The organism is Micromonospora sp. NPDC049175 (assembly GCF_043197345.1).
Taxonomy (GTDB): domain Bacteria; phylum Actinomycetota; class Actinomycetes; order Mycobacteriales; family Micromonosporaceae; genus Micromonospora.
Genome location: NZ_JBICSY010000006.1, coordinates 1 through 23,995 on the forward strand (window position 1 = coordinate 1; position 23,995 = coordinate 23,995).

A 23,995-nucleotide genomic window follows, 5' to 3' on the forward strand; every position below is an offset into this window, starting at 1 on the left:
AACCGGTCGTAACACAACGTGCACTTCCACGCCCGACCGTCGTCCTTACGCTGGTCGATCACCCCGTACGGACACGCCGAGATGCAGTAACCGCAGCCGTTGCAGATGTCCTCCTGCACCACCACCGTCCCGAACTCCGTCCGGAACAACGAACCCGTCGGACACACATCCAGACACGCCGCATGGGTGCAGTGCTTACAGACGTCCGACATCATCAACCACCGGAAATCGGTGCGCTCCTCCACACCCGTGCCCCGCCCCGGCGGCTGCGCCCCCGGCATCCCCAGGAACTCCGGACCCGCGCCACCCACGACGACCGGATCGGCGGCGAGGGGGGCGCCGAGCACGTCCGCCGCTCCACCCGCGGCCATCCGGGCGGCGGCGGGCGGCGCTCCGGTCGGCACACCCGGGTCCGTGCCCGTGCGCTGACCGGTGCCGGCCGCCACGGCCGCCGACGCCGCGCTTGCCGAACCGTGGGTCGGCGTACCCGCGAACGGCGGGGCGCGGTGTCCGGCCGGTCGGGGTTGCTCGATGAACGCGACGTGTCGCCACGAGTTCGCGGTCAGCGCGCCGGTGTTGTCGTACGACATGCCGAGCAGGTCCAGGCCGCTCTCCGGCACACCGTTCCACTCCTTGCAGGCCACCTCGCAGGCCTTACAACCGATGCAGACGCTGGTGTCGGTGAAGAACCCCATCCGCGGCGGCGCGTCCTCGTAACCGGCCTCGGGTGCCGGATCCAACGGGCCGTAGAGGCTGTTCGGGTCAGGAATCACCGGGCTGCTCCCCCGCGCTGTCGGTGGTGACCGCCGGGGCCTGCTGGCCGGGCGTGATCCCGGCGCGCCGCTGGTAGTCGGCCACCAGGTCGAGCAGCGTCGGCCCGGTGGGCCGCCGGCCCGGCCGGACATCGCAGGTGCCGACCTTGCTCTCCTGGATCAGGACGTTCGGGTCCAGGCTGATGCCGAACAGGTCGTTTGCCGAGTCGCCGGTCACCAGACCCTCGAAACCGAAGTGGTACGGCAACCACACCTGGTGGATGATCCGACCGTCCACCCGCAACGGCGTGAGCCGGTCGGTCACCAACACCTTCGCCTCGATCACCGCACGACCGCTGACCAGGTGCGCCCACCCCAGATGGGTAAGCCCCGCCTCGCCTGCCATTTCCGGTGACACCTCGACGAACATCTCCGGTTGCAGCTCGGCAAGCGTCCGGACGGTCCGGCTCATCCCACCGGCGGTGTGGTGCTCGGTGAGCCGGCTGACCGTGAACACGTACGGGAACACCTGACTGTGCTCCTGCGGTGGGCTCGGGTTCACCGAGTTGACCGGGTGCGCGTACATCTTGCGGGTCGGGTTGGCCTGCTGCCGATAGAGCGGGTTACGCACCGGCGACTCCACCGGCTCGTAGTGCGTCGGCATCGGTCCGTCCAGCACGCCGCTGGGCGCGTACAGCCAGCCCTTGCCGTCACCCTGCATGACGAACGGGTCGTCACCGGCGATGCCCTCCGTCCCGGACGCGCCGGGTGGCGGCCGGTACGACGGCGGTTTGGTCTTCTCGAAGTCCGGCACGTCGTAGCCGGTCCACTCGGACTTCTCCGCGTCCCACCAGACGTAGCGTTTGCGCTCACTCCACGGGTTGCCGTCCGGGTCGGCGGAGGCACGGTTGTAGAGGATGCGCCGGTTCGCCGGCCACGCCCACCCCCACTCGGCGGCCACCCAGTCCTGCTCGTGTCGGGACTTGCGCCGCGCCGCCTGGTTGACACCGTCGGCGTACACGCCGGTGTAGATCCAGCAGCCGATCGCGGTGGAGCCGTCCGCGCGGGCCTCGGCGAAACTGGACAGCGGGCGGCCGGTCGTCACGTCGTACCCGTTGATCTCGCGCAGCACCGACTCGGCGCTCGGCTCCGCGTGCGGACCGTGCGTGGGGTAGTCCCAGGTGAGGTCGAGCAGCGCCCGGTCACGCGGCAACGGCGAGCCGGCCAGCTTCTCCCGCAGCCTGCGCCCCAGGTGGTAGAAGAACCACAGCTCGGAGCGGGCGTCGCCCGGCGGCTCGACGGCCTTCTCCCGCCACTGCAACAGCCGCTGCGTCTGGGTGAACGTGCCCTCCTTCTCCACGTGCGAGGCGGCGGGCAGGAAGAACACCTCGGTGCGGCACTCCTCCGGCACGATCTCCCCGGTGGCGACCTCGGGGCCGTTCTGCCAGAACGTGGCGCTCTCGATCATGAACAGGTCCCGGACCACAAGCCAGTCCAGGTTGGCCATGCCCAGGCGCTGCGCCCGGCCGTGCGCGGAGCCGACCGCCGGGTTCTGACCGAGCAGGAAGTAGCCCTTGATCTTCCCGTCGATCATGTTGAGCACCTGCTGGTAGGTGCCGTGGTCACCGGTCAACCGGGGCAGGTAGCCGTAACAGAAGTCGTTCTCCGGCGTCGCCGCGTCACCCCAGTACGCCTTGAGCAGGCTGGCGGCGAACGACCGCGCGTTGCCCCAGAAGCCCTTCTGACCCGGGTGCCGGATGCTGTCCACCCACTCGTCGAAGCTCGGGTGGTCGGCGTGGTGCGGCATCGGCAGGTAGCCGGGCAGCAGGTTGAACAACGTCGGGATGTCGGTGGAGCCCTGGATGCTGGCATGCCCGCGCAGGGCCATCACGCCCCCGCCCGGGCGACCCATGTTGCCGAGCAGCAGTTGGATGATCGCGCCGGTACGGATGTACTGCACACCGACGCTGTGCTGCGTCCACCCCACCGAGTAGATCAGCATGCCGGTGCGCTCCCGACCGGAGTTCCGCGTCCACGCCTCGGCCAACTCCAGGAACTGCTCCCGCGGGATGCCGCAGACCCGTTCCACCATCTCCGGGGTGTAGCGGGCGAAGTGGCGTTTGAGGATCTGGTAGACGCAGCGCGGGTGCCGCAACGTCTCGTCGCGTTCGGTCTGCCCGCCGACAGGCGCGCCGTGCGACTCGTGCGTCAGACCCGCGGCGCTGTCCCGCTCCTGCTCGGTGTGCCCACTGCCGGACGAACCCTCGTGCCCCGCGTACTGCCAGCTGTCCTGCACGTACGCGCCGGTCTCCGGATCGAACCCGGAGAAGAACCCGTCGCCGTCCTCGGTGTCGACGAACTCCTCGCTGACGATCGTCGCCGCGTTGGTGTACGACAGCACGTACTCCCGGAAGTCCAACTCGTTGTCCAGGATGTAGCGCACCACCCCACCGAGCAACGCGATGTCCGTGCCCGCCCGGATCGGCAGGTACGCGTCAGCCACCGCACTGGTCCGGGTGAACCGCGGGTCGACGTGGAAGACCTTCGCACCCTTGCGCTTGGCCTCCATCACCCACTGGAAACCCACCGGGTGCGCCTCAGCCATGTTCGAACCCTGGATGACGATCACGTCAGCGTTGGCGATGTCCTGCTGGAAATCCGTCGCACCGCCACGACCGAAGCTGGCCCCCAGACCGGGGACGGTGGCGGAGTGTCAAATACGGGCCTGGTTCTCGATCTGGAGCGCCCCCATCGCGGTGAACAACTTCTTGATGAGGTAGTTCTCCTCGTTGTCCAGCGTCGCCCCACCCAGACTGGAGAAACCCAGCGTCCGGTTGAGCGGCCGGCCCTGCGTGTCGACATCCTCCCAGGTCTGCGCACGGGCCGCGAGCATCCGGTCGGCGATCATGTCCAGCGCGGTGTCGAGGTCCAGATCCTCCCACTGCGTCGAGTACGGACGGCGGTAACGCACAGTCGTCTGCCGCAGCGGGCTGGTCACCAGACTCTTACTGGCCGAACCCTTCGGACACAGCCGACCCCGCGAGATCGGGCTGTCCGGATCGCCCTCGATCTGACTGACCTGGCCGTCCCTGACGTACACCCGCTGACCACAACCGACGGCGCAGTACGGGCAGACCGACCGGGCCATCGAATCCGCGTCATCGGTGCGCGCGGTGAGTTCTGCCGACCGGGTGGACTTGGCCGCGGCACCCCGACCGAGCGGATCGGTGCCGGTGAGCTGCCGGTAAACCGGCCAACCCTCGATGAAGGTACGCAAACCCATGCCCCGACACCCCCTCCCACGCGAGCGACCCCATGAACATAGGTCAACCGAGACATGTTCGCGAGTGGGCAGACAGACAGCGCCGCCCCCGGCCTTGTGGACCGGGGGCGGCGCTGGTGTCGGTGTGCAGGTCGCCTCTCGGCGAGTGGCGCGACGCGGCTCCAGCCAAACGGTATTCCGCGACGGCGATATTAGGTGAGGCCCGGGGACACTGAGTCACACCGACACCCTCCACAACCAGCCGGTCCCCCACGTTGTTCCCGCACTCCGCGTTCCCGCGCTCCGCCGCGCGAGCCCATCCGGTCGCAGCGCCCGCCCGTCCCGCCGCCCGTCCCGCGCGCCCGCCCCGCCGCCCGCCCCGCGCGCCGGGTCCCATCGCGGTAAGGCCGGTCGCCTCCCGGCCACGGCACGCACGCCCCCAAGCGCCGCGCTTCGGCCATGTCCCGCGAGATCTTGGACAGTTTCCGTTAGCGCGGCGGGCCCGCGTAACGGAAACTGTCCAAGATCTCGCGGGCAGCCACCACCGAACCGTGCTCGGCCAGACACCGGACGGCGCGGCGTCCGCGGCCAGCGGCAGCGGCCAGCGGGTCGGCGTGGTTTCCAGGTGCAGCGAGATGAAACGCCGGCGCTCAGCGAGTTGGCGAGCAGTCCATACGCCCCGCACGGAAATGGAAACACCGCCGACCGGCACCCCGGGGCGCGGGTGCCGGTCAGCGTTCGGGCGCGGTGGTGCGGTCATGCGGTCATGCGGTGGTGCGGTCGGTGCGGTCATGCGGTCATGCGGTCATGCGGTCATGCGGTCATGCGGTCATGCGGTGGTGCGGTGGTGCCGTTGTCAGCTGTTCCAGTGCTGGCCGACCAGGTCGGTGGCCTGCTGCTCCCACTGGGCGTAGGCGTCGGGGTAGGCGGAGACCTGGACGGTCTGCGCGGCGTCGGTCAGCGCCATGTCCTGCCAGCCGTCGACCTGACGCAGGCCCTTGAGGAACGCGGTGGTGGAGTACTCCGGGTTGGTGATCTGCTCCGGCGTACCCCAACCCGAGCTGGGGCGTTGCTGGAACAGGCCCAGCGAGTCGTGGTCGTTGGCGTCGCCGAGGTGGCCCAGGTTCTCCAGCTTCGACTCCTGCAGGCTCGTCGCGATCGAGATGACCGCGGCGCGCTCGGGCAGGCCGGCCTTCTTCGTCGCGGCGATGATCGCCTTGACGTTGGCGGTCTGCTCATCGTTCAGGGAGATGTGCGACTGGTCGCCCTGCGGCTTCGGCGCAGTGGTCTGCACGGCCACCGCGACCGGCTTGGCATCCACCGGGGCGGCGGCGTGGGCGGCGATCGGACCGGCGAAGACACCACCGGCGAACGCGAGACCAGCAACAGACAGCACGCTCTTACGCATGATCGTGTTCATGGGGGTAGCTCCTTCGGGGGTAGGAACACCCAGCCACCAAACGGGGGTCGGCGGCACGGGTGTGAGCACCTCGTCCGGCGCTGCACAAAACAAGGGGGGAAGTCTGGGGGGTGACACCCTGTCGGGCGTCGGGGTCGGCGACCTGCCGAGCGGGGGCTCGTGGCGCCGGGTCCATGTGTAACGACCCGGGGGGCCAGGGTCATTCCGGGGCGGCCCATCCATCGGCACCCTCGTCATGGCGGTGCCCGCGGTCGTTCGTGGGGACTGTAACGACCGGGTGGAGGCTGGCATTCCAACCTGCGCGACCAGCCCTCAGCGGTCGGGCGGCGGGTCGGTGGTCCTGCGATCGTCAGGGTATGTAACGACCCCGGCCCCGCCATGATTCCGGCCCACGAGTGCGCCCGGCCACACCCCAGCACCGGACAAACCACCCACGGCGCGGCTTGGGCGCCCCCAACCCGCCGTCACCCGCGTGATCCACTCGGGTTCACGGAAGTCGGGGCATCCCGGACTCCCGGACACCCCGACTTCACCAAACCCGAGTCGATCACGACGGACTACGCGCGCCAGCTCGGCGCAAAACGGACACATTTCGGAGTGATGGCGGCCAGGCCGGCGCGCCTGGAGCAGGGCGCGGGGATCGACCTGAGCGACACCGGGTCTGCCGGGCGTTACCCTGACACCATGCAGGCCGTCTCCCCCACCCCGACCGGCGTGGCCTTCCTGGCGCGTCCCGGTCGCCCCGCCGTGGTGGCGAGAACACTCGCCGAGCTGGGCGGCCCGACCCGGGGTGTCGTCGAACTGCCCGTACGGCTCATGTGGAACTCCGAGCGCACTTTCGACCTCGGCGACCCCGACCAACTGCTCTGGATGTACGAGAACGTGCTCCGCGAGACCACCCGTGCCGACGACCTGCGGGCGCTGATCAACGGGCGGACCCTGCGCCGGGTGTGGCGACTGCTCAACCTGCCGCGGGGCGTACGGCAGGCGTGGGAGAGCCGGCACCGCGGCCTGCGCGCGGCGTGATCGCGCCGCACCTGCACGAGTTCTACCGGGAGGTGGCCCGGGTGGCGCTGACCGCCGCCGGGCCGTACCGGTTCGTGTTGGGGGGTGGGGTGGCCTGGGCGGCGCACGGGTTGGTCGCCCGCCCGACGGAGGACGTCGATCTCTTCGCGGACGTGGAGGGCGCGGCGGCGGCGGCGTCCGCCGGGGTGCGGGTGGCGTTGGAACGTGCCGGCTTCACCGTCACCGACGCGGACCCGGACAGTGAGCTGGCCGAGCTGTTCGACGGGTACGGCCAGGACATGAAGGACTTCGTGGTGAGCCGGGACGGCCGGCAGATCCGGCTCAGCCTCGCCCGGTTGGACCGTCAGCAGAGCCCGGTGGTGATGGACCTCGGCCCGGTCATGGACGTCCGTGACCTGGTGGCCAACAAGATCGCGGCACTTGTCAACAGGCGGGAGGTCCGGGACTTCATCGACGTGGCGGCGGCGCTGGAGCACTACGACGTGACCGAGCTGTTGGTGCTGGCACGGCAGGTCGACCCCGCGCTGGATCCGGCGGACGTGCGGGCCGCCGGCCGCTACCTGGACCGGTTGGCCGAGCAGCGCTTCGGCCGGTACGGCCTCAACGCGGCCGACATCGCCCAGGTCCGGCAGCGCTTCGCCGCCTGGCCGCGCTGACCCGGCCGCCGCCGGCGAACCGATCGACGAGACGGGCAACGCCCCGCGACGAACCGGGCAACGACGGCGCGAGGAACCAGCGCAACGACCGCGGCCCGGCGCAGCGCCCGGATCACGACTCGCCGGACCGGACCTCGTCGGGGCGGGCAGCCGAGCGGCGCCCACCCCGGTGGCGGATCACTTGGTCGGTCGACCGCCCGTGACCCCCAGGATCTCGCCGGTGACGTAGCTGGACTCCTGCGAGGCGAAGAAGACGTACGCGGGGGCCAGCTCGGCCGGCTGGCCGGGACGCCCCTCCGGGGTGTCGGTGCCGAACTGCTTCACCTTCTCCTCCGGCATCGTGGCTGGGATCAGTGGAGTCCAGACCGGGCCGGGTGCGACCGCGTTGACCCGGATGCCCTGCTCGGCCAGGTCGGCGGCGAGGGCCTTGGTGAAGTTGGCGATCCCCGCCTTCGTGGTGGCGTAGTCGAGCAGCTGCGGCGACGGGTCGAACGCCTGGATCGACGCCGTGTTGATGATCGCCGACCCCTCGGCCAGGTGCGGGATGGCCGCCTTGCAGAGCCAGAACATCGCGTACAGGTTGGTCTTGAGCACCCGGTCGAACTGCTCGGTGCTGATGCCGAGGATCCCCTTGTCCTGCGACATCTGGTAGGCCGCGTTGTTGACCAGGATGTCGATGCCGCCCAGGTCGCGGATCGCCCGGTCGACCAACTCCTGGCAGTGCGCCTCGTCGGTGATGTCGCCGCGTACCGCGATGCCTCGCCGGCCGGCCTCCTCGACCAGCCGGATGGTCTCCCGGGCGTCCGCGTCCTCCTCCTCGCTCAGGTACGAGATGAGCACGTCGGCGCCCTCCCGCGCGTACGCGATCGCGATGGCCCGGCCGATCCCCGAGTCACCGCCGGTGATCAGCGCCCGCTTGCCGTCGAGCTTGCCGCTGCCCCGGTACGACTCCTCCCCGTGGTCGGGCTTCGGGAACATGCCAGCGGTCGAGCCGGGCGGTGACTGCTGCTGTGCGGGCTGACCGGACTGCTGGCCGTACTGGCTGGTCGGGTCCTGCTGGGTGTGCTGGTCCTCGCTCACGTGATAACTCCTCACTGCGCGCGGGAAGCGGGGCTTTCCCGCGAATGTCGTCCCGGATCGCCCTACCCCGCACCTGCCTGCGGAAACCGCAGTAACGCGCGGGGCTGGCGTGGCGGGGGTGACGGCCGCTGGTTATGGTGCGCAAGGCGCTCACGAGGCGCGTCCACCCCCATGGAAAGGCACGTCATGACCTTCTCCTCCGGCCCGTCGCGCCGCCAGGTGCTCGTCGCCGCCGCGGCGGCGACGGCCGCCCCGCTGATCGCCGCCGCGCCCGCGCAGGCGGCCGGCAGGCCCCGGCCGCGCACCTGGGACCTCACCCTCCTCGGCACGTCGGACACCCACGGCAACGTCTACAACTGGGACTACTACCGCGACGCCGAGTACGACGACAGCAAGCACAACGACATCGGCGTCGCGAAACTGGCGACCCTGATCAACCAGATCCGCCGGGAGCGGCGCGGCAAGGCGACCCTGGTGCTGGACGCCGGTGACACGATCCAGGGCACGCCGCTGGCCACGTACTACGCCAAGCAGGAGCCGATCACCGCCACCGGGGAGAAGCACCCGATGGCCCGGGCCATGAACGTCATCGACTACGACGCGGTGACCCTCGGCAACCACGAGTTCAACTACGGTCTGCCGTTGCTGGACCTGTGGATCCGTCAGCTCGGCTTCCCGGCGCTCGCCGCCAACGCGGTGAATGCGAAGACCGGCAAGCCGGCCTTCCAGCCGTACGTCATCAAGAAGGTCTCCCTCGGTTTCGCCGCGCCGACCCTGCGGGTCGGCATCCTCGGGCTGACCAACCCTGGCGTGGCCATCTGGGACAAGGGCAACGTCGAGGGCAGGCTGCGCTTCGACGACATGGTCGCGACCGCCGCGAAGTGGGTGCCGATCATGCGGGCGCGCGGCGCGGACCTCGTGCTGATCTCCGCGCACGGCGGTGACAGCGGCACCTCCAGCTACGGCCCGGAGCTGCCCAACGAGAACCCGGTGGCGCTGATCGCCCAGCAGGTGCCCGGGATCGACGCGATCCTCTTCGGTCACGCGCACAACGAGGTGGTCGAGCGGTTCGTCACCAACGAGCGGACCGGCGCGCAGGTGCTGCTCTCCGAGCCGTCGAAGTGGGGCCAGCGGCTCACCCGGATGGACTTCACCCTCGCCCGGGAGCGTGGCCGTTGGACGATCACCACGAAGGCCGCCACCATGCTGAACACCAACACGGTGGTCGAGGACCCGAAGGTGCTCGCGGCGGTGCGGGCCCAACACCAGAAGACCATCGCGTACGTCAACCAGGTGGTCGCCCAGTCGACAGTGGAGTTGTCGGCGGCGGAGTCGCGGTACAAGGACACGCCGATCCTGGACTTCATCAACCACGTGCAGACCGAGGTGGTCGGCGCGGCCCTGGCCGGCACCACGTACGCGGACCTGCCGGTGCTGTCGATCGCGGCGCCGTTCAGTCGTACCGCGGTCTTCCCCGCCGGTGACGTCAAGATCCGCGACGTGGCCGGCCTGTACGTCTACGACAACACCCTCGAAGCGGTCGTGCTCAGCGGCGCCGAGGTGCGCGCGTACCTGGAGTACTCGGCGAAGTACTTCCGGACCCTCGCGCCGGGCGCGCCTGTCGACCCGGAGCAGATCAGCGACCCGGCGGTGCCGGACTACAACTACGACGTCTTCTCCGGCCTCGACTACGACATCGACATCGCCAAGCCGGTCGGGCAGCGGATCACCCGACTGGTGCTGACCGGCACCGACACTCCGGTGGCCGACAACGCGCAGTTCGTGGTGGCGGTGAACAACTATCGGCGCAGCGGCGGCGGCAACTTCCCCGGCATCGTGAAGACCCAGGTCTACAACGCGCAGCAGGAGATCCGTCAGCTGCTCATCGACTGGGCGCAGGCCAAGGGGACGATCGACCCGGCCGACTTCTTCCAGCCCAACTGGCGGCTCGTACGCGAGGGCGTGCCGCTCTTCTGATCTCCGATCGTCGGCGGGCCGTGGGTGGCGACACCCGCGGCCCGCCGCGCGTGTGTCAGCCCTGCACGTTCCAGCGGACCGGGTCCTCGGGCTCCGGCTGATCTCGCCCGGGGTCGGTCTCGGTCAGCGCTACCCGCTCGTCGGGGCGGACCGCGGGCGGCAACTCCCCGAAGCGCGCGTGCCGCAGGAACGCGTACTCGTCATCGGTGAACGGCTGTTCGGCCATCGACACCTCCTGTTGCTCCCCGTCATTGTCCGGTGTACGGGGTGCTCGACACCAGGTCACCGTCACACCGCGTAGAGCATCCTAGGATCCTGGGTGAGCAGTGGAGGACCGTCGACGCCGGTCGGGCAGCCGGTCGAGCACCGCGAGCGCCGCCCGGATCGGCCGCCGCCGCAGCATCTCGGCGAAGCTCGCCCGACCCTGGCAGAACTGGACGAACATCCGCCACCCCGGCGGGGTCGCCAACAGGGCGTGGAACACCCCCGGACGCCTGGTGAACACGTCAAGCAGCCGGAACCCGGCCCGCATCTCCGGCACCAGACGCTCGGCGACCGCCCGCTCGTACCCGGCCAGATCTCCGCCGGCGACCGCCGCGCCGGCCAACTCACCCGAGCGCAACGCGAAGCTGATGCCCTCCCGGCTCCACGGCTCCAACAGCCCCGCCGCATCGCCCACGACAAGCACCCGACCGTTACGCAACGGCGAATCCTCCTCGCGGCACCGGGTCAGGTGACCGGAGTCGTGCTCCGCCGGCAACCCGGTCAGCCCCAACCGGTCGACGAACCGCCGCAGGTAGTCCCGGGTCCCCTCCCCCGCGCCCCGACCGGCGATCACACCGACGGTCAGTGTGTCGTTCTTGGGAAAGACCCAGGCGTACGAGCCCGGCATCGCGCCCCAGTCCAGCAGCAGCCGCCCCCGCCACCGCTCCTGCTCCGCCGGGGGCACCGGAATCTCCAGCTCCAGACCCAGGTCCACCTGCCGGTACCGCACCCCGACGTGCCGGGCGCTCACCCCCGAGGAACCATCCGCCCCGATCACCGCACGGGCCGCGATCGTCGTACCGTCGGCCAGCCGCAGGCGTACCCCCTCGGGGTCCTGCTCGATCGCGCGGACGGCGACCCGCTCCCGCACCTGCGCGCCGGCGGCGACCGCCGCCGCGCGCAGCCGGTCGTCGAACTCCTCGCGGCGCACCATCGTCACCACCGGACTGCCGTGACGGCGGGTGAACTCCCGGCGGCCGTCGCGGGTGAACGTCACCCGGTCCACCCGATCGTGCGCGGGCACCTCGATCCGACCGTGGACCGCCGCCAGGGAGGTGCCAATCAGGCCACCGCCGCAGGTCTTGTACCGCGGGTGCGCGGCCCGCTCGACAACAAGTGTGGACACGCCCGCGCGGGCAGCGGCGTAGGCCGCGGACAGGCCGGCGGGGCCGGCGCCGACGACAACGAGGTCCCAAACGATCACGAAAGCAGCCTAGGGGATGGCGAACCGCGCATTCGTTCACCGAGGGGGTGATCCCGCACGGCTATCCTCGGTCGGTCCGCACGTGCGTCCCGACGCCTGACCGACAGCCCACCGGACGGGGAGCCGTACGTGGCCATCAGCATCGACAGGCTCACCCTGGGCTACGGCGACCACCTCGTGGTGGCCGACTTCGGCCTCGACGTCCGGCCCCGGGAGGCGGTGGCCCTGCGCGGGCCCAACGGCGCGGGAAAGTCCACCCTGCTGCGGTGCGTGGCAGGTCTGCACGCGCCGCGCGCGGGCACCGTGACGGTGGCCGGTCTCCCGGTGGACGAGCGGGACGCGGGGTTCCGCCGCGCGGTGGTGGCGATGCTCGACGACGTCGCCTGGTATCCGTCGCTCACGGTTCGCGAGCACGTTGATCTGGTACGGCTGCTCAACCCTGCGGATACCGGCGCCTGGTGGGATCCGGTCGAGCTGCTGGATCTGCTCGCCCTGACCACCGTCGCCGACGACTCCCCGGTGCGGCTCTCCTCGGGTCAACGGCAGCGCCTGACGCTGGCCATGGCCTTCGCGCGGCCCAGCCGGGTGCTCCTGCTCGACGAGCCGGAACGACACCTGGACGCGGCGGGCCGGCAGACCGTGATCGACCTTGTGCGCGCGTATCTCGACCGGGACGGCGCCGCGCTGATCGCCACCCACGACCCCGACCTCGCCGAGACCTGCCGTGTCGTCGAGGTCACCGGGCCCGAACACCCTCGACACCCGCGATGAGTGTCGGACCGGCCCCGGTCTCCGCGCGTACGGTCCGGCGGTGGCTGCGGGCCCGACAGGTACGCCAGGCCCGGGAGCAGTGGAGCGCCGACGGGCTCTACACGGTCGCGCTGGCGCTGATCTTCCTGCTCCTCATGATCGGTACGGCGGTACACGGCCATCTGCGGGACACCGACGGGAACGGGCCGGCGAGCACGGCCACCGTCCTGGCCGTGGCGCTGGGCAGCGTCGTGGCGCTCCTCGCGTGCGCGGCGCTGGCGGGGCCCCTCGCAACCTCCGCCGCGGCGCTGAGCTGGCTCGCCACCAGCCCGCTGCGGCGCGCCGAGATGCTGCGTCCCCGCCTCGTCGCCGTGCTCGGTGCCGGCCTCGTCGGCGGGGTGCCGCTGACCGTCGCCGCGGCCCGGCCGGCGGTCGTCGTCCCGGCGTTCGCCCTCGGCGTGGCGACGGCCGCCACGGCGGTGCTGGTGCAGACCTCGGCCCGTGATCCGGCCCGGGTGCTGCGGATCTCGGCGACGGTCTGCGGCGTCGCCGCGCTCACGGTGGGCCTGCTCGGCATCGCCCCGGCCGTGCGTCCCCCTGCCGTTCCGGTCACGGTGATCGCCGTGCTGACCGCCGCAGTGGCGACGTTCCTGGCCGCGCGGCGGCTCGACGCGGTACGGCTGACCACCCTGCACGCCTCCGGGGCGTCCGTGCTCGCGGCGACCGGCGGCGTCACGGCGGGAGATCCCGGCCTGCTGTCCCGGGTCGCCGAGGACCGCCGCTGGAAACGGCACCCGCCGCGCGGACGGTTCCGGCTGCCCGCCGGCTCCTCGGCGATCCCGGCCCACGACGTGATCACCCTCCTCCGCATGCCGTCGCGGATCCTCCTGATCGCGGCCTTCGCCGCCATCCCCGCCCTGATCACCGTCGCCCCCGCGAGCCGGGCCGCGCTCTGGCTCGCCTGCGGCCTGTACGCCACGGCCCAGCTCACCGGCAATGTCCGCTACGACGCCGACCGCCCCGGACTGGGCCGGCTGCTCGGCCGCACCGACGGTGCGCTGCTGCGGCTGCGCGCCGTCGTACCGGTGGGCGTCGCGGTGCTCTGGAGCGCCGGCTCCGCGGCGACGCTGGCCGGGCAGACGGGTGCCGACCCTGCGTGGAGCGCCGCTCTCGGCGCGGCGGCGGGCCCCGCGCTCGCCGCGGGTGCGCTGCGCTCCTGCCGTCGGTCGTTCGTCCGCCACGACTACCCGCTGATCGTCACGCCCCAGGGAGTGGTGCCCAGCGGACCGCTGCTCTGGGTCACCCAGACGTTCGACGTGGCGCTGATCGGCACCCTGCCGGCCCTGGCCGCGATCACCGCCGACAGCGTCGGGGGTATCGCCGTGGCCATCCAGGCGGTCCTGTCCGTCGTCGTGCTGACCGCGTTCCTCACCGCGTCCGGGACGCGCCGGGCCCGTGGACGTCTCCGTCGCTCCGCCCGGGCGGCCGTGACCAGAGCGGTGACGGTGGTGTGGCGGCTCTGAGGCGCCCCACGCCCCGCCGGCTGGCCCGGCAGCCGGTACGCCGCGCTGGTCGGGGGGCCAGCGCGGCCGCCGGGCCGCACGACCTGTAGCGGCCACGCCGCTGCCGCGCCTGATCAGCACCGCCCGATCGGGTGTGCATCTTCGGTCGGACAGGGGGTAACCGGCGCACGGCAACCGCCGCACGACGGCGGACAGACGAAGGAGGAACCATGCAGCAGGTGCAACTGTCGGAGGCCGAGCAACGGGTGTACCAGGCGGTCACCACTCTTGAGGCACGCGGACAGGTGCCCTACCCGGACCTGATCGCCGAGGAGTCCGGACTGACCGGAGAACAGGTGGGCACCCCCCTGCACCTGCTCACCGAGAAGGGCCTGCTGCACCGCGAGGACTCGCCGATGGCGGGCCTCGACTTCGGTCCCCGGTTCTGCGCCCGCCAGATGGCGTGACCCGCGGAACAAGCCGGGACGATTCGCCCCCCGCTGACCCGGGTAGGGGTCAACGATGCGCGATCGACGGTCAACGGGGGGCACGATGAACGCGGCGCAACCGCCGCAACCGGTGGACGCGGCAGCGAACCGACGACGCTGGCAGGCCGTCGGCGTCGGACTGGTCGCCGCGTTCATGACGTTGCTCGACGTCAGCATCGTCAACGTCGCGGTGCCGTCCATCGACCGGGCGCTGCACGCCTCGTCGAGCGACCTCCAGTGGATCCTCTCCGGGTACGCGCTCACCTTCGGCCTGGCGCTGGTGCCCGCCGGTCGCTTCGGCGACGCCCGCGGCCGGCGCAACGCGTTCGTCTTCGGCATCGCACTGTTCACCCTGACCAGTGCGCTTGCCGGCCTCGCCACCTCACCGACCTGGCTGGTCCTCGCCCGCCTGCTCCAGGGTGCCGCAGCCGGCATCGTCAACCCGCAGGTCATCGGGCTGATCCAGCAGCTCTTCCGAGGCCCGGAACGCGCCCGCCCGTTCGGGCTGCTCGGCGCCACCATCGGTATCTCCACCGCGGTCGGGCCGCTGCTCGGCGGCCTGCTCATCGCCGTCGGCGGCGAGGAACACGGCTGGCGGTGGGTCTTCTTCGTCAACGTGCCGGTCGGCATCCTCGCGGTGATCCTCGGCTGGCGTCTGCTGCCCGGCCGCCCCGCCGGTCAACCCGGCTGGCGTCAACTCGACCCCGTCGGTGTCCTGCTGCTCGGCATCGGCGTGGTCCTCGTCCTGCTCCCGCTCGTGCAGGAACAGCAGTGGCGGACCCCCTGGAAGTGGGCGCTCATCCCGGTCGGTCTCGCGGTGCTCGCCGTCTTCGGGCTCTGGGAACGGCGGTACGCACGCCACCACCAACCACTGTTCGACCTTCGACTGTTCAGCGTCCGGTCGTACACCCTGGGGTCGCTCATCGCGCTCGTCTACTTCGGCGGCTTCACCGCGATCTTCTTCATCTTCACGCTGTTCCTGCAGATGGGTCTCGGCTACAGCGCGCTCGTCGCGGGCCTGGCGATCACCCCGTTCGCCCTGGGTTCGGCCGCCGCAGCCGTGCTCGGTGGCCGCATCGTCAACCGCCTCGGCCGACCACTTGTCGCCATCGGTCTACTCACCATCGTGATCGGGCTGGTCGCGACGGTTGTCGCGTTGCACCTCGCCCCGGACGCCCCGGCCCCGTGGGTCACCGCCGGACCGCTGCTCGTCGCCGGCATCGGCAGCGGGCTGGTGATCGCACCCAACCAGACGATCACCCTCGCCGACGTCCCGGTAGCGCAGGCCGGTAGTGGCGCGGGCATGCTCCAGACCGGGCAGCGGATCGGCGCCGCCGCCGGCATCGCCGCCGTCGGCTCGGTGTTCTTCTCATCGCTCGCCGACAGCCGCGGCAACTGGACCACGTCCTTCGAACGGTCGCTCATGCTGGCCACCGGCATCATCGCGCTCGCGCTGATCTGCGCGCTGATCGACATCCTGCGCACACGCCACCAGAAAACCTGACAACACCAGGGGTACGCCGCTGGCCGGCACCCCCGGCGCCGGGCCGGCCACTCCGGTAACGCCGCTGGCCGGCGCCCCGGGTGCGGGGGCGGCCCGTCCGGTAACGCCGCTGGCCGGCGCCCCGGGTGCCGGGCCAGCCCGCCCGGCAACGCCGCTGGCGGGCACCCCCGGGTGCCGGGCCAGCCCGTCCGATAACGCCGCCAGCGGGCGCCCCAGGTTGCGGGATGCCCGGCCAGCGATCGGTGGCGTAATCCGGTGGCGGTCGCCGTCGCCGCGTCCGTGGCCAGCGGCCAGCGGGGTCGGCGTGGTTGTCCAGGTGTAGCGAGATGACACGTGGGCGCTCAGCGAGTTGGCGAGCAGGCCGTACGCGCGGCACGGAAGTGGAAACAGCGCTGACCGGCACCCCGTGGTGCGGATGCCGGTCAGCGACAGGTGTTCGGGTGCGGTGGTGCGGTGGTGCCGTGCGGTGGTGCGGTGGTGCGGTGGTGCCGTTGTCAGCTGTTCCAGTGCTGGCCGACCAGGTCGGTGGCCTGCTGCTCCCACTGGGCGTAGGCGTCGGGGTAGGCGGAGACCTGGACGGTCTGCGCGGCGTCGGTCAGCGCCATGTCCTGCCAGCCGTCGACCTGACGCAGGCCCTTGAGGAACGCGGTGGTGGAGTACTCCGGGTTGGTGATCTGCTCCGGCGTACCCCAACCCGAGCTGGGGCGCTGCTGGAACAGGCCCAGCGAATCGTGGTCGTTGGCGTCGCCGAGGTGGCCCAGGTTCTCCAGCTTCGACTCCTGCAGGCTCGTCGCGATCGAGATGACCGCGGCGCGCTCGGGCAGGCCGGCCTTCTTCGTGGCGGCGATGATCGCCTTGACGTTGGCGGTCTGCTTATCGTTCAGGGAGATGTGCGACTGGTCGCCCTGCGGCTTCGGCGCAGCGGTCTGCACGGCCACCGCGACGGGCTTGGCATCCACCGGGGCGGCGGCGTGGGCGGCGATCGGACCGGCGAACACACCACCGGCGAACGCGAGACCAGCAACGGACAGCACGCTCTTACGCATGATCGTGTTCATGGGGGTAGCTCCTTCGGGGGTAGGAAACACCCAGCGCCAGGGGGAAAGCGGCAGGGTGTGAGCACCTCGTCCGGCGCTGCACGTTCACAACGGCGAAAAGTCTTGGAGGTGGGCGACCAGCAAGCCCGGAGACTCACGGCGCCCGGCGGGGCTACCTACAAGCGAGGGCTTGCGGCGCCCGGGGCGGCGACCTACAAGCGGGGCTCGTGGCGCCGGGTCCATCTGTAACGACCGGCGGGCCGGGGTCATTCCGGGGGCGGCCCGTCCATCGGCACCACGTGGAGGCGGTCACCGGGTGGTCGTTCGTGGGGACTGTAACGACCGGGCCGCGGCCCGCATTCCGACCCCGCTAGGGGCGGCGAGCCGGCGGTACTGCGATCGTCAGGGTATGTAACGACTCCGCCCCGGCCAGCATTCCGGCCCCCGGGTGCGACCCGTCACGTCGGCCAAACCGCCCAGATTGGTGGGAAAGCCCAGCGGCTTCCCGCCTGCGGCACCAGGCGAGCCGACACCGCGCCAGACCGCGCCCGAACCGGGCATGATCCACTCGGAGTCTTTGATAACGCGGCATCCGGGACGCTCCGACAGCCCGACATCATGAAACGCGAGTCGATCGAGGCCTGTCGGCCACGGCCAGCGCTCCCGAAAGCGACAAATGCGGCAGGGGGCATCATTGTTCAGTTCGGGTTCGCCGCGCCTTCGCTGAGTCTGCCCACCTGGTCCGGGACGTGGTCGTCTCCGACCTGGATCGGTCGAAGGCCCTGACGTTCCTGATCTCGACGCCTCGGAGCGCCCGGGTGCCGGCGAGGAGGTACCCGGCGGCTACCGGACCCACCCGGACCGGACCTATCCGTACCGACGCCCCGAGAGTCGGACGCGCTCGGGGCGACGGGCGCTGGCGCCCGTCGGAGTGATCCGACGGGCGCCAGCTTCAGGTGCGATCCGGGCAGGGCCCGGTGGTGTGCGGATTAGTGCGCGGTCCCACCGAGGCGCTGGCGGCGACGCCAGGCCAGGGTCAGCAGCAGCATGACCGCTCCGGCGCCCACCAGGCCACCGCCGAGCTTCATGGGCGTGCCGATGCTGTCACCGGTGACCGGCAGCGGCTGCTTCTTGTGCAGCACCCGCAGCTCGGTGCTGGCGGAACGGCCGGACTCCCGACCCGTGGCGGTGAAGGTCAGGTGACCCGTCACCGACGGCTTGTAGCTCTTGGTGAATCGTCCCTGGGCGTCGGTGTACGCCGTGAAGGTCAGCGGCGCGCTCGCCTGGTAGGCCACCGGGACCATGGCCACGGTGCTGCCGTCGCTGCGGCGAGCCGGAGCCTGACCGCCGGCCGGGGCAGCAAGCGGAGCTACCGTCACCACGATGTCGACCGTCTCGTTCGGACCGAAGCCGGTGCCCGTCAACACGACCGTCTCACCGAGGAAGATCGTCGGCCGGTTGACGGTCAGCGAGGCTGCGGCTGGCGGGTACGGCGGCGGTTGCGGCGGGTCGGTGGTCGCGCTTGGCGTCGGCTGCGGCTGTGCCGCCCCCGCTGCCGTCGGCACGGCCACCACGGCCAGGCCGACCGTGAGCGCCATGATGATGCGGGATAGCCGCATGATTGGTTCCCTCCTACTGGTCACAGCTTGGTGCGGAATGAACTTGGGTGGTCCAGGGGCTGGCGGTGGGGGTCAGCCACAGCTCGGCCTGCCCGACGCCGGTCTTGGCCGTCAGCACGGTGACCTCCAGCACCTTCTCGACGCCGGGGCCGACGTCGACACTTGCGGTCGCCACCTGGCGGCGGCGTTCCGTGCCGCTGCCAAGCGCCGTCTCGGCCCCGTCGAGCCGGGCCTCGAGCACTGCCCCGCCAGCCGGGCTGAAAATCGACACCAACGTGCGGGCGGTGTAGGGGTCGCCCGCCAGACCTAGCCCGAGGACGGATTCGCTAAGTCCGGACTTCGGAGCGGTCGAGCGCAGGGTCACCCGCAGCCGGAGCTCGCGGCGACCGTCGGGCCGGCATTCGCCCACCGTCAGGTTCGCCGTCGGCCGCAGGTAGTAGCCGAGCTTCGCGCCGCTGCCGTCGTTGAGGAACACGCCGACGGTCGGCACGGTGTCCTGTTCCGGAAGCGTCCCGGCCATCCGGCTCGCACCGAATGTCCGTTGTTCCTCAGGTCGGGCACTCCAGAACAATATCCGTCGTTCGGTGATAGCACGGTCAAATGCGGACAACAACACACGCGGGTTGACATTCTTCTTGAAGAAGGCGTCGAACACCGACGCGGCCGACGCCGCGAAGAAGTCGTCCTGCTGCCGTACGTTCAGCCTCTGGTAGCTGTCGTTGAGCAGGGTCTGCACGACCTTCTCGCTGGCCAGCGGGACACCACCGGGCACCAACACCGGACCCGTCGCCTTGAGCAGGTACGACAGCACCACCGGGTCGACGGCGAGCACACCGTCGACGGTGATGTTCGTCGAGCGCCGGAACATCTCGCGGTACAGCGCGGCGGCGCTCGGGAAGTGCGGAGACAGATTGACGTCGGCGGGATAGATGCCGGGCAGGTCGGTCCAGAGCGCCCGGATCTCGGCGGGCACCTTCAGCGCCGGGGTGAACCGGCCGAGCGAGGCACTGCTGCCCTGCTTGCCCATCTTCACCGCGCCGTTCTCCGCCTCGATCATCGCGTACGCGCCGAACATGCCTCCGGTGGCGCGCAACTCGGCGAGGTTCTGCGAGACCAGCAGGTACCGTCGCGGTCCGTTCGCGCCGAGCAGCGGCGGCAGCAGGCGGGCTCCCTGATCGGCGGCCGTGGTGAGGCCGGCCAGTCGGTCGATCTCGTCGCGCAGGTCCGTCAGTGCCTGCCGGACCTGGCTGACCAGGCGGTCGGCCGGGACCGCGCCCAGGTCTCGGCGGGTCCGCTGCACCGACTCGTTGACCCCGGTCAGCTCGGTGGACACCGCGGTGAGCTGAGCGAGATCCAGCCGGCCGCCGCTCGGCACCAGCCGGGTCAGATCCGTCCGCAGCAGACTCGGAAACGCCTCCCGGGCCAGTTGGTCGATGGCGACGGCGATCCGGCGGACGGCGTCGAGATCGTCACCCGCGATCGGCGTCCGCCGGCCGAGTCGCCAACTCGGATCGGCCGTCGCCGCCCGAGCGGCGCCGGACTGCTCCTGCAGGGCGTCGAGCGTCCGCAGGGCGCGTTCGGTGTCCCCACCCACCACCTGCGCGCTCAACTCCCGGGCCAGGCCGGCGGCGTTGAGCAGGTGGGTACGCGCCTGCCAGCCACGGAAGCCGATCCAGCCGCCGGTCGCCAGCAGCAGCGAGCCGACGACCAGGGCGCCGAGGAGGGCACGTCGCAGTCGGGCCCGCCGACGGCGCCGGGACCGGCTCCGCCGCCGGGTCGGCCGTTCGCTTTCCGTCACACCACACTCCCGTTCGCGGAACCGGACAGAAGGTCGGTTCCCTGACGTTCTTAGCACGTGTCGGGGAACTTCGTACTCTTATTGGCTTCTTCGCCCTTTAAGCGAGTTTCCTTCGCAGTTCGCCGACGGGCTCGGTGACACGTCCCGCCGCCTCGTGCAGCAACCGCTCGATCCGGTCCACCCCGGCGGGCAGCGACATCTCCCGCAGGTACGCGGCCCGCCCCCGGCGACCCATCTCGGTACGCGACGGCGGCGGGATGGTGGCGGCCAACCAGAACCGGTCGGCCAGCGCCGCCCAGTCCTCCGGCGGGCAGGACAGCCCCGCCCGGACGCGTTCGACCAGCTCGGTGGTGTCGCCGCCGGCCGACGCGATCACCGGTGCGGCACAGGAGAGCGCCGCCTGCAACTTGCCGGGCACCGTGCCGCGCAGTTCCGGAAGGTCGCGCAGCATGACCAGCTGATAGTCGGCGGCCGCGTACAGCTCGGGCATGTCGACAGGCGACCGGCGCGCCACGAAGCGGACGTTGTCCGCGCCCAACTCGGCGGCGAGCCCCCGGACCCGCCGCTCGGCCGAGCCCGAACCGACCAGGACCAGGTCCATCGTCCGGTCCAGCGCCGCGGCCGCCCGGACCGCGGTCTCCAGCCCCTGCCGTGGGCCGATCGTGCCGGCGTGCATGACCACGCACCGACCGTCCCGACGGACCAGCTGACGGGCCGCTGCGCCCGGTGTCGCCGGATAGAAGATCCGCTCGTCGGTCCAGTTGAGCACCAGCCGGACGCGGTCCGGTTCGGCGCCGGCGGCGATGACCAGGTCCCGCATCGACGGCGCGGCGACCGCGATCCGCGCGGCCGACCGGTAGATCCGGGTCATCGCGCTGCCCAGCCGCGACACCCAACCCCCCTCGCCCGCCTCGTCGGTGCCGTCGCGGGTCCAGACGTCCTGGACGTGCAGCACCGTCGGCACCTGTCCGAGCAGCCGGAGCACCCCGGCGGCGGCGAACGTCGTGGCCGGGAGTTGGAAGACGTACAGCGCGTCGAGGCCGCTGAAGTATCGGCGGGCGGTGAGCGTCGCGCTGCCGGCGAAGGAGAGGTAGCTGGCCATCCGCGCGCCGGTGGACGTGGCGCCTCCCGGGTAACGGGGCACCCTGCGCACGGTCAGCCGTTCACTGTGCGTCTCGTGGTGCCACCGCTGCCGCCAGCCGGGATAGACGTGCCCGCCGGGGTAGTCCGGAAACCCGGTGAGCACCCGGACCTCGTGCCCCCGCGCGGCCAACTCCTCGGCGAGGCTGCCGGGGATGAACGCGGGCTCGGGCGGGAAGTGGTAGGACAGGATGCCGATCTTCATGGCCGCGCCCCCGTCCGCCGCGAATCGGCGGCGATCGGCGCGGCACCCCGACCGACGGGTGGACGGCGCGCGTACGATGCCGACAACCCCTCTCCACGCGGCCGCCGGCACCGACGCACCGTTCGCACGGTGTGCCCGCCCGCGCCCGCACCGACGAGAGGGGCACCGATGGCTGATCGCGTGTTGTTCGTCTGCCACGCCAACCTGTGCCGGTCACCGATGGCCGAACATCTGGCCCGCAGGCTGCTGGCCGACAGGTCCGTCACGGTGGCCAGCGCCGGCACCGACGCGATCGACGGGCTGTCCATGCACCCGTACGCCCTGGAGGTCGCGGCCGAGGGCGGCGCGGACGTGTCGGCGTTCCGGACCCGGGCTCTGCGGCCCGAATACCTCGTCGACGCGACGTTGGTGCTGACCGCCACCCGCCGCCAGCGCTCGATCTGCACCGCGCTGGCGCCGAGCGCGCTGCACCGGACGTTCACCCTGCGCCAGTTCGGTCGGCTGGCCGCGGCGGCCGAGCCGCCCGCCGAGCCGACGGACGACCCATTGCGGGCGGCGATCGCCGCGGTCGCCCAGGCCCGGGGACGGCTGCAACCCGCCGCCCCGGACGCGGACGACCTGCGGGACCCGATCGGCGGTACGTCCGCCGACTTCCGACGCTGCGCCGAGGAGATCGAACGGTCGCTGCGACCCCTCGCCGCGCTCATCGGGGCAACCGGGTGAGTTCCTGGGTGTGGTCGGCGACGCCGTTGACCCCGGTGGTGGTGTCGCTGTGCCGGCCGGACATCGCCCGGTCCGCCGGCACCGTTGCCGGAGGCGTCGAGGCGACCACCCGGTAGGCCTCGTACTGGTAGGCCTCGGCCTTGGCCACCTTTGCCATGTTCAGCACGCAGCCGAGCAGGCGGACCGAGACCGAGTGCAGTGCGCGGGCCGCCGCGGCCACCTGGGTCCGGGAGGTACGGCCCTGCTGGCTCACCAGCAGCGCCCCGTCGGCCTGCACGGCCACGACCACGCCGTCGGTCACCGCGAGCAGCGGGGCGGTGTCGATGATCACGATGTCCGCCGACTCTCGCAGCGCCAGCAGCAGGTCCGACATCGCCTTGGAACCGAGCAGCTCGCTCGGGTTCGGTGGGGCGGAGCCACTGGGCAGCACGAGCATCGACTTGTCGCCCCAGCGCTGCACCACGTCGCCGACCTTCACGTCGCCGACGAGCACGTCGGTGAGGCCGACCCCGGCGTCCAGGCCCAGGTACTCGTCGACCTTCGGCCGGCGCAGGTCCGCGTCGACGAGCAACACCCGCCACCCCGCCTCGGCGAGCGCGATGGCCAGGTTGCAGGAGAGCGTGGTCTTGCCCTCGCCCTGCAGCGCGCTGGTCACGGCGATGACCCGGGCGGGCTCGTGGACGTCCACGAAGCGCAGGTTCGTCCGCAGTTTGCGCACCGCCTCGGCGCGGGCCGAGGTCGCAGCGTCGCCGATGATCAGTGGCTCGGTGCGGGCGCTGCTCTCGTAGGGGATCTCGCCGAGCAGCGGACTGCCGGTGGCGCGTTGCAGGCCGGCGGAGTCCCGCAGCCGGACGTCGGCGACGCCGCGCAGGATCGCCAGGCCGACGCCGAGCACCAGGCCGATCAGCCCGCCGAGGGTGAGATTGCGCGTGGGCTGTGGTGAGACCGGGTTGGCGGTGACCCGTGGGCCGCTCACCACCTCGATCTTGATGGGAGCCTTGCCCTCGGAGGTCGTCTCGACCTTCTGCACCAGGTCGACGAACTTCGCGGCGAGCGACTCCGTCACCCGCAACGCCCGGGTCTGGTCGGTGTCGGTGACCGCGGCGCGCAGCAGGACGGTGCCGGTCTCGGTGGAGGTGCTCACCCGGCTACGCACCTCGTCCGCGGTGAGACCCACCGGGGTGTCGGCCACCACGCTCTGCGCCAGCCGGTCGCTGGTGAGCAGGTCGGCGTACGACTTCACGCGCTGTTGGAGGAAGAGCCCACCCTGGTAGGCATCGCTGACGCCGGAGTTGGGGGTGGTGACGAAGAAGGTCACCGAGGCGACGTACCGGGGTTGGGCCCGTACGGTCAGGAACGCCGAGGCGCCCAGGGCCACCATGACCGTGACCAGCACGACCCACCAGTGCCGACGCACGTGGCGCAATTGGCGGAGCAGGTCCATCAGGAGCGCCTCCGCGTCGGTCCGGTTACGCCAAAAAACTTCACGAAAACCCCCAAGGTCGTCTGTCAACTCGTGAAACCATTAAAGCGGCTAATACGACTTATGTCCGGAGTTAGGTGGTTCTGACTTCGACACGTGCGCCCG

General features: G+C 71.2%; 19 protein-coding genes. 8 read left to right on the forward strand and 11 right to left on the reverse strand.

Annotated elements, in window-relative coordinates; all coding sequences use genetic code 11:
* From ACGFH8_RS23300 to ACGFH8_RS23310, 3 genes are all read right to left on the reverse strand, one after another.
* The coding region (locus tag ACGFH8_RS23300; RefSeq protein WP_393370480.1) for a 4Fe-4S dicluster domain-containing protein at positions 1–770 on the reverse strand (770 nt) is incomplete at its 3' end.
* Entirely contained in the window at positions 763–4,035 is a 3,273-nt protein-coding gene (gene fdh / locus ACGFH8_RS23305) for a formate dehydrogenase (protein ID WP_393370483.1), read from the reverse strand. The genes fdh and ACGFH8_RS23300, both read right to left, overlap by 8 nt.
* A gap of 835 nt (positions 4,036–4,870) precedes the next feature.
* Positions 4,871–5,434, reverse strand: coding sequence for a hypothetical protein (locus tag ACGFH8_RS23310; protein WP_393370485.1), 564 nt, complete (start codon positions 5,432–5,434; stop codon positions 4,871–4,873).
* 684 nt (positions 5,435–6,118) lie between these two features.
* Between ACGFH8_RS23310 and ACGFH8_RS23315 the strand changes: the two genes are divergently transcribed.
* Together ACGFH8_RS23315 and ACGFH8_RS23320 are read left to right on the forward strand one after the other, a co-directional pair.
* Positions 6,119–6,460, forward strand: a complete 342-nt coding sequence (locus ACGFH8_RS23315; RefSeq protein WP_393370487.1) for a hypothetical protein — start codon at positions 6,119–6,121, stop codon at positions 6,458–6,460.
* Positions 6,457–7,116: a nucleotidyl transferase AbiEii/AbiGii toxin family protein gene (locus ACGFH8_RS23320; protein ID WP_393370489.1), complete on the forward strand. Its 660-nt coding sequence runs from the start codon at positions 6,457–6,459 to the stop codon at positions 7,114–7,116. Before ACGFH8_RS23315 ends, ACGFH8_RS23320 begins: the two co-directional genes overlap by 4 nt.
* A gap of 177 nt (positions 7,117–7,293) precedes the next feature.
* Here ACGFH8_RS23320 and ACGFH8_RS23325 read toward each other — a convergent pair whose 3' ends face one another.
* On the reverse strand, positions 7,294–8,196 hold the full coding sequence (locus tag ACGFH8_RS23325) for an SDR family oxidoreductase (RefSeq protein ID WP_393370490.1): 903 nt from the start codon (positions 8,194–8,196) through the stop codon (positions 7,294–7,296).
* Positions 8,197–8,382: 186 nt separating this feature from the next.
* On the opposite strand from ACGFH8_RS23325, the gene ACGFH8_RS23330 reads away from it, so the two are divergent.
* Positions 8,383–10,173, forward strand: coding sequence for a bifunctional metallophosphatase/5'-nucleotidase (locus ACGFH8_RS23330; protein WP_393370493.1), 1,791 nt, complete (start codon positions 8,383–8,385; stop codon positions 10,171–10,173).
* Between the two features lie 55 nt (positions 10,174–10,228).
* On the opposite strand, the gene ACGFH8_RS23335 is transcribed toward ACGFH8_RS23330, so the two are convergent.
* Together ACGFH8_RS23335 and ACGFH8_RS23340 are read right to left on the reverse strand one after the other, a co-directional pair.
* The gene (locus ACGFH8_RS23335) at positions 10,229–10,399 is read right to left on the reverse strand and encodes a hypothetical protein (RefSeq protein WP_357249107.1); all 171 of its coding nucleotides are present in this window, start codon (positions 10,397–10,399) and stop codon (positions 10,229–10,231) included.
* Between the two features lie 81 nt (positions 10,400–10,480).
* Positions 10,481–11,641, reverse strand: coding sequence for a geranylgeranyl reductase family protein (locus tag ACGFH8_RS23340; protein WP_393370496.1), 1,161 nt, complete (start codon positions 11,639–11,641; stop codon positions 10,481–10,483).
* Between the two features lie 129 nt (positions 11,642–11,770).
* Between ACGFH8_RS23340 and ACGFH8_RS23345 the strand changes: the two genes are divergently transcribed.
* The 4 genes from ACGFH8_RS23345 (at position 11,771) to ACGFH8_RS23360 (ending at position 15,885) form a co-directional block, all read left to right on the forward strand.
* On the forward strand, positions 11,771–12,412 hold the full coding sequence (locus ACGFH8_RS23345) for an ATP-binding cassette domain-containing protein (protein WP_393370499.1): 642 nt from the start codon (positions 11,771–11,773) through the stop codon (positions 12,410–12,412).
* A complete protein-coding gene (locus ACGFH8_RS23350) occupies positions 12,409–13,914 on the forward strand; it encodes a DUF6297 family protein (RefSeq protein WP_393370502.1) in 1,506 nt (501 codons plus the stop codon). Before ACGFH8_RS23345 ends, ACGFH8_RS23350 begins: the two co-directional genes overlap by 4 nt.
* Before the next feature lie 209 nt (positions 13,915–14,123).
* Entirely contained in the window at positions 14,124–14,360 is a 237-nt protein-coding gene (locus ACGFH8_RS23355; protein ID WP_393370505.1) for a hypothetical protein, read from the forward strand.
* Between the two features lie 85 nt (positions 14,361–14,445).
* The gene (locus ACGFH8_RS23360) at positions 14,446–15,885 is read left to right on the forward strand and encodes an MFS transporter (RefSeq protein WP_393370508.1); all 1,440 of its coding nucleotides are present in this window, start codon (positions 14,446–14,448) and stop codon (positions 15,883–15,885) included.
* 494 nt (positions 15,886–16,379) lie between these two features.
* Here ACGFH8_RS23360 and ACGFH8_RS23365 read toward each other — a convergent pair whose 3' ends face one another.
* The 4 genes from ACGFH8_RS23365 to ACGFH8_RS23380 form a co-directional block, all read right to left on the reverse strand.
* Positions 16,380–16,943 carry a hypothetical protein gene (locus ACGFH8_RS23365; protein ID WP_393370511.1) on the reverse strand — a complete coding sequence of 188 codons (564 nt, stop codon included), beginning with the start codon at positions 16,941–16,943 and terminating at the stop codon, positions 16,380–16,382.
* Positions 16,944–17,911: 968 nt separating this feature from the next.
* Positions 17,912–18,541 (reverse strand): hypothetical protein, encoded by a 630-nt coding sequence (locus ACGFH8_RS23370; RefSeq protein ID WP_393370513.1) that lies wholly within the window; start codon positions 18,539–18,541, stop codon positions 17,912–17,914.
* 13 nt (positions 18,542–18,554) lie between these two features.
* The gene (locus ACGFH8_RS23375; protein WP_393370516.1) at positions 18,555–20,339 is read right to left on the reverse strand and encodes a DUF4012 domain-containing protein; all 1,785 of its coding nucleotides are present in this window, start codon (positions 20,337–20,339) and stop codon (positions 18,555–18,557) included.
* 97 nt (positions 20,340–20,436) lie between these two features.
* Positions 20,437–21,684 (reverse strand): glycosyltransferase family 4 protein, encoded by a 1,248-nt coding sequence (locus ACGFH8_RS23380; protein ID WP_393370519.1) that lies wholly within the window; start codon positions 21,682–21,684, stop codon positions 20,437–20,439.
* A gap of 168 nt (positions 21,685–21,852) precedes the next feature.
* On the opposite strand from ACGFH8_RS23380, the gene ACGFH8_RS23385 reads away from it, so the two are divergent.
* Positions 21,853–22,407 carry a low molecular weight phosphatase family protein gene (locus ACGFH8_RS23385; RefSeq protein WP_393370521.1) on the forward strand — a complete coding sequence of 185 codons (555 nt, stop codon included), beginning with the start codon at positions 21,853–21,855 and terminating at the stop codon, positions 22,405–22,407.
* Here ACGFH8_RS23385 and ACGFH8_RS23390 read toward each other — a convergent pair.
* Positions 22,388–23,851 carry a polysaccharide biosynthesis tyrosine autokinase gene (locus tag ACGFH8_RS23390; protein ID WP_393370523.1) on the reverse strand — a complete coding sequence of 488 codons (1,464 nt, stop codon included), beginning with the start codon at positions 23,849–23,851 and terminating at the stop codon, positions 22,388–22,390. The genes ACGFH8_RS23385 and ACGFH8_RS23390 overlap by 20 nt on opposite strands.
* Between the last annotated feature and the right edge of the window lie 144 nt (positions 23,852–23,995).

What these genes read in the sequence shown, in the direction of transcription:
- ACGFH8_RS23310 (WP_393370485.1), bottom strand. Translation starts at nt 5,434, where the DNA reads ATGAACACGATCATGCGTAAGAGCGTGCTGTCTGTTGCTGGTCTCGCG.
- ACGFH8_RS23315 (WP_393370487.1), top strand. Translation starts at nt 6,119, where the DNA reads ATGCAGGCCGTCTCCCCCACCCCGACCGGCGTGGCCTTCCTGGCGCGT.
- ACGFH8_RS23330 (WP_393370493.1), top strand. Translation starts at nt 8,383, where the DNA reads ATGACCTTCTCCTCCGGCCCGTCGCGCCGCCAGGTGCTCGTCGCCGCC.
- ACGFH8_RS23335 (WP_357249107.1), bottom strand. Translation starts at nt 10,399, where the DNA reads ATGGCCGAACAGCCGTTCACCGATGACGAGTACGCGTTCCTGCGGCAC.
- ACGFH8_RS23350 (WP_393370502.1), top strand. Translation starts at nt 12,409, where the DNA reads ATGAGTGTCGGACCGGCCCCGGTCTCCGCGCGTACGGTCCGGCGGTGG.
- ACGFH8_RS23355 (WP_393370505.1), top strand. Translation starts at nt 14,124, where the DNA reads ATGCAGCAGGTGCAACTGTCGGAGGCCGAGCAACGGGTGTACCAGGCG.
- ACGFH8_RS23360 (WP_393370508.1), top strand. Translation starts at nt 14,446, where the DNA reads ATGAACGCGGCGCAACCGCCGCAACCGGTGGACGCGGCAGCGAACCGA.
- ACGFH8_RS23365 (WP_393370511.1), bottom strand. Translation starts at nt 16,943, where the DNA reads ATGAACACGATCATGCGTAAGAGCGTGCTGTCCGTTGCTGGTCTCGCG.
- ACGFH8_RS23370 (WP_393370513.1), bottom strand. Translation starts at nt 18,541, where the DNA reads ATGCGGCTATCCCGCATCATCATGGCGCTCACGGTCGGCCTGGCCGTG.
- ACGFH8_RS23380 (WP_393370519.1), bottom strand. Translation starts at nt 21,684, where the DNA reads ATGAAGATCGGCATCCTGTCCTACCACTTCCCGCCCGAGCCCGCGTTC.
- ACGFH8_RS23385 (WP_393370521.1), top strand. Translation starts at nt 21,853, where the DNA reads ATGGCTGATCGCGTGTTGTTCGTCTGCCACGCCAACCTGTGCCGGTCA.
- ACGFH8_RS23390 (WP_393370523.1), bottom strand. Translation starts at nt 23,851, where the DNA reads ATGGACCTGCTCCGCCAATTGCGCCACGTGCGTCGGCACTGGTGGGTC.